At 45.4% G+C, this 4,996-nt stretch carries 5 protein-coding genes; all 5 read left to right on the forward strand.

The window, feature by feature from the left end; translation table 11 throughout:
• Window positions 1-97: 97 nt before the first annotated feature.
• Window positions 98-1,090, forward strand: a complete 993-nt coding sequence (locus HR45_RS18845) for an FAD:protein FMN transferase (protein ID WP_037445921.1) — start codon at window positions 98-100, stop codon at window positions 1,088-1,090.
• Window positions 1,091-1,099: 9 nt separating this feature from the next.
• Entirely contained in the window at window positions 1,100-1,324 is a 225-nt protein-coding gene (nqrM, locus tag HR45_RS18850; RefSeq protein ID WP_037445913.1) for a (Na+)-NQR maturation NqrM, read from the forward strand.
• 217 nt (window positions 1,325-1,541) lie between these two features.
• Window positions 1,542-2,015 carry a bacterioferritin gene (gene bfr, locus HR45_RS18855; protein WP_037445915.1) on the forward strand — a complete coding sequence of 158 codons (474 nt, stop codon included), beginning with the start codon at window positions 1,542-1,544 and terminating at the stop codon, window positions 2,013-2,015.
• A gap of 11 nt (window positions 2,016-2,026) precedes the next feature.
• Entirely contained in the window at window positions 2,027-2,494 is a 468-nt protein-coding gene (bfr, locus tag HR45_RS18860; protein ID WP_037445917.1) for a bacterioferritin, read from the forward strand.
• A 444-nt stretch (window positions 2,495-2,938) separates the two neighbouring features.
• Window positions 2,939-4,945, forward strand: a complete 2,007-nt coding sequence (locus tag HR45_RS18865; RefSeq protein WP_037445919.1) for a methyl-accepting chemotaxis protein — start codon at window positions 2,939-2,941, stop codon at window positions 4,943-4,945.
• Window positions 4,946-4,996 lie beyond the last annotated feature (51 nt).

The following is a 4,996-nucleotide window of genomic DNA, read 5'->3' on the forward strand; positions in this document are numbered from 1 at the left end:
AGCCACCTGCTATGCAGGTGGATTTTTACTAGGAAACGTAATTATGCAATTGGTGTTGCCTTTCAAGGCTGTTGCACATCGCTATCTAACTCAATTGATGATGCTACTTGCTGCATCTGCGTTGTTGGCTGGTTGCTCACAAGCGCCGGAAGTCATCTCGCTCAGTGGTAGCACTATGGGAACCACCTACCATATAAAAGTGGTGGCCAATGACCGTATGCCAGATGCACAGTTGTTGCAGGCTCGCATTGACCTGCTGTTGGATCAGGTCAATAACCAGATGTCGACATATCGGCCTAATTCGGAGTTATCTAAGTTCAATGAGGCAGAAGTCTCGCAGCCGGTAAAAGTGTCAGCCGATACCCTAAACGTCATTAAGGAAGGCATTCGTCTGAATAGACTAACAGACGGAGCGCTGGACATTACGCTTGGCCCTTTGGTCAATCTCTGGGGATTTGGTCCAGATAAGCGTCCGGTGAAAATCCCAACGCAAGAAGCGATAGATGCTGCCAAGCAACGTACCGGCATAGAAAATATTGTGATTGATGGTGATCAACTGACCAAATCCAAAGCCAACCTTTATGTCGATTTATCCTCTATCGCAAAAGGCTTTGGTGTCGACAAAGTGGCCGCTTTGTTACAAAGCTACCAACCGACGGGATATCTGGTCGAAATTGGCGGTGAAATCGATACCAAAGGAACTAAGCCGGGTGGTCAGCCATGGCGAGTTGCCATAGAGCAACCCACCGAAGATGGACGCTCCGTGCAGCAGGTGATTGAACCGGGTAATGTGGGGGTTGCTACTTCCGGGGATTACCGAATTTATTATGAAGAAGACGGTGAGCGTTTTACACATATCATCGACCCGCGCACCGGATATCCGATAAAACACCGCTTGGCCTCCGTTACAGTAGTTAATGATAGCTGTATGACGGCCGACGGCTATGCCACAGCGATGATGGTATTGGGCACAGAAAAGTCATTAGCGCTTGCTGAAAAAGAGCACTTAGCGATAATGTTAATTGAGAAACAAGACGATGGATTTAAGGTATACTATAGCTCTGCCTTCAAACCCTTCATTAAGCAGTGAGGTAAAAATATGGCGACCTTTTTAGCAGCATTTTTATTTCTCTTGGCATTCTTTTTACTGATGTCGATTGGTTACCTTATTAAGCGCAAAGCCGTTCAGGGAAGCTGTGGTGGCTTAGGTGCTCTGGGGATTGAAAAGGCATGTGATTGCGATGAACCTTGTGATCGTCGCAAGGCCCGAGAGGCCAAAGAGCTAGCTCGGCAAGAGAAGCTAAACAAACATCGCATCATCTAATTAAAAAAGCGGCTGTCATCAGCCGCTTTTTTCTATTCTATTTCTGCGTTTTCATCAGCTTATGGTGACTTTTCTAGCTGGTTGTTTTTTGTGCTAATGATAATGATTTCTATTTGTAAGTGATTGAAATTGTAAGTTTTATTGAAAATGTTCGCATCAGCATATAGGCTTAATAAATTGATGCAGATCAAGATTTACCAGATAGGAAATCATCACTATGAAAGGTCAACCTAAAGTTGTGGCACAGCTTAATAAGGTGCTAACAAGCGAACTTACCGCGATTAATCAGTACTTTCTCCATGCTCGTATGTTCAAAAACTGGGGACTGGAAGGGCTGAATCATCATGAGTATAAGAAATCGATTAAAGACATGAAGCAGGCCGACAAGTTGATTGAACGGGTTTTGTTTCTCGAAGGACTGCCTAATCTGCAGCAGTTGGATAAATTGAGAATTGGTGAGCATCCTCAAGAGATGCTGAGCTGTGATAAAGAGACACAGGAAGAGGAGATCGCGCTACTGCGTGATGCTATCGCTTTGTGTGAAGCTGAAAAGGACTATGTCAGTCGCGATTTGCTGGAAGATATTCTGGAAGACGAAGAGGAATACCTCGATTGGCTCGAGTCGCAATTCGAATTAATCAAGCTCACTGGCATTGAAAACTACCTGCAATCACAAATGGACGAAGAGTAAGGAGTATCGCCATGAAAGGGAACGTGAAAGTTATTGAAGTGCTCAACAAGTTGCTAAATGGTGAGCTGGCGGCGATGGATCAGTATTTTGTTCACGCGCATATGTACGAGGATTGGGGATTAAATGAGCTTTATGAGCGCATTAATCATGAATCTCAGGATGAGCGCGGTCATGCAGCAAAGCTTATTTCTCGTATTCTGTTCCTGGAAGGGACACCTGATGTCGAAAGCCGAGATGCGCTGACGATCGGTAAAGATGTGCAGCAAATGCTTGAATTTGATCTGCAGTATGAATACAAAGTGGCAGCCAATTTGAGAACTGCGATTGAGCTTTGTGAGCAAGAAAAGGATTATCAAACCCGTGAAATTTTGGAAGTTCTGCTCGAAGAAACCGAAGATGATCATATGCACTGGTTAGAGCAGCAGCTTGGATTAATCAAAATGATGGGGTTACAGAATTACATTCAGTCAAAAATGTAACGTCGAGGTTTCGATGTTATCCCATTGTAATCAAAAGACCGCGATATCGCGGTCTTTACTTAAATTGACTAAAAAATAATCAAAAATTCAGTGACGGTTCAGTTTCATCGGTCTAGTCTAGACGCATGTTTAGCGATGATTAGGAGTCTGAACATGGCTAGTTCACAGCGAAAGCCCAAAAGCGTACATCGCCATAATGTAAAGACACACGTGAGCAATAACCGCCAACGACTGCGTGGTGAGCATCATAATCGCACTATTGTCGCCCAACCTCTCATCACACATGAAGAGCTGCAGTTTATTTTGGATTTGTATGACTAGTGCATATTTTATCAACTGATAACATTTTCCTACATTCTTACAATATTTTTGTCTAAACCTCCCTAAAAGCTTCTGGTAGAGTGTAAGGTTCCTTGTATAAAAACTCTAAAAACAGGAGCCGAGATGTTTTCTGTCAAGCGTTCTCTTAGTCTGCAGTTAGTCGCTTCTATTGCAGGCGCGTTGGCAATTTTATTATCTGTTGTCGCATTCTTTGTGGTTAAGAATGATAGTGATGATACGAAAATCCGAATCGACAACGATATTGCGTCGATGATCGAACTTAAAGCTGAGGAGATCCGCGGATACTTCTATGCTAAAGGGCAGATTATTCACGCTATTTTTGCTAATCCGTCAGTATTGGACTGGTTTTCTAACTATCATGACCGTGGTGCTGATCTGTCCCAAGATCAGCAATATCAACAAATTGTCCGTTATTTTCATTTTTTCAGTGAAAAAGATAAGGACATCAAATCTGTATTTCTTGGCTCTGCTAACACCTTTGAGTATTTCGACCTAAATGGTCGATATGATGGAGACCCCAATTACTACACCAATAAGCGCCCATGGTGGCAGGAAGGCATCGATAAAGGTGGACTCTATGTTGCCGATCCTGCTGTTGATGCCAACGACGGTTCTATCTCGGCTACTGTGAAAACGGTAGTACATGATAAAGCCGGTCATTTTGTCGGTATCGGTGGTATGGATATCTTGATTGATACCATCGGCAAGAATTTACTTTCCCCCATCAAATATCAGGGCGAAGGCCAGGCATTTTTGATGACAGAGCAGGGGAAATTGGTTTACTTCCCCGGTTTTAATAGTCAGTTTGCCCCTGGTACCGATCTCGCCAAGGTCGATCAATTAAGCGGTGATAACCAAGGTTTTACCGAACTTAAGTCGCTGATGCAAAGAGATGAAACGGGTATTACCAGCGTGGTATACGGCGGTAAAACACAGCGAGTTCGCTTTGTTGCGATTAACAGTGATTATCCTAAAGTGCGCTGGTATCTCGGCTTCATGTTACCTGAGTCCGTATTTGAAGAACCGGTGCATCAACATCTGGTGACGACAAGCTTGATTGCCATTGGCATTATCTTGCTGGTTGCCCTCACCGTGTGGTTGGTGATGATGCCGTTCCGACACAATATTTCCTCCCTGCTGCTGGCGATGGAAGATATTGCTGATGGAGATGGTGACTTAACCCGCCGTATTCGCCTCAAACGTGCTGATGAACTTGGACGTATGAGCAATGCCTTTAATCGCTTTGCCGAAAAGGTACAGGGCATGCTGCTTGAAACTCGTGGACTGGCAGACAGTGTCGAAGCGGGCGTTGATGAAACGGTACTTGTGTGTGACAAGGCCTTCGAATCGGTTAAGGCGCAAAAGGCCGAAATCGCCTCTGTCGCCACGGCGGCAACACAGATGGCTCACACCAGTCAGGAAATGGCTGCCAACGCCCAGCGCACAGCCGACTTTGCTGACAGTGCTAAACATACGTCTACCGAAGGCGCTAACACTGTGCAAAAAGCTGCTACCGGCATTAAGTCGCTCTCTGAACAAGTGAATTCTGCTGCGGGTGTGATCCGTGAGTTACGCAGTAGCTCAGAGCAGATTGGTGAAGTGCTTAGCGTTATTCGTGCTATTGCAGAACAGACTAACCTGTTGGCATTGAATGCGGCCATCGAAGCGGCTCGTGCGGGTGAACAGGGCAGAGGCTTTGCTGTTGTTGCTGATGAAGTAAGGACTTTGGCATCACGCACCCAAGAGTCGACAACCAGTATTCAGGACATCATTCAGACATTACAAAGCCAAGCTTTGCAGGCCGAACAAGTGATGGAAACGGGTGTTAAAGAGGCGGAACAGGGCATGGCGCTGACTGAAATGGTCAATGCGGCACTGGCTGATATCACCAGTGCAATTGATGAAATTCAGCAGCAGACGATCGAAATGACAACCGCTATCGGTCAGCAAGCGGTGGTGGCAGACGAAGTGGCGTGCAGTATCGAGAATGTCAGTGAGCGCTCAGATGAGTCGCTGGCATCAAGTGAAGCTTTGTCGACTAAGATGCATCAATTTAGTCAATTGAGCGATGCGCTAGCGGCCAATGTGCAGCGCTTTAAAGTGAGTTAAGTTTGCTGCAGGTTCAGAGAAAAGGAGAGCGATTGCTCTCCTTTTTTTGTC

This window comes from Shewanella mangrovi (assembly GCF_000753795.1).
GTDB classification, from domain to species: Bacteria; Pseudomonadota; Gammaproteobacteria; order Enterobacterales; family Shewanellaceae; genus Shewanella; species Shewanella mangrovi.

Excerpts from the sequence above, each read along its gene's own strand:
- HR45_RS18845 (WP_037445921.1), top strand. The coding sequence starts at position 98 with ATGATGCTACTTGCTGCATCTGCGTTGTTGGCTGGTTGCTCACAAGCG.
- nqrM (WP_037445913.1), top strand. The coding sequence starts at position 1,100 with ATGGCGACCTTTTTAGCAGCATTTTTATTTCTCTTGGCATTCTTTTTA.
- bfr (WP_037445915.1), top strand. The coding sequence starts at position 1,542 with ATGAAAGGTCAACCTAAAGTTGTGGCACAGCTTAATAAGGTGCTAACA.
- bfr (WP_037445917.1), top strand. The coding sequence starts at position 2,027 with ATGAAAGGGAACGTGAAAGTTATTGAAGTGCTCAACAAGTTGCTAAAT.
- HR45_RS18865 (WP_037445919.1), top strand. The coding sequence starts at position 2,939 with ATGTTTTCTGTCAAGCGTTCTCTTAGTCTGCAGTTAGTCGCTTCTATT.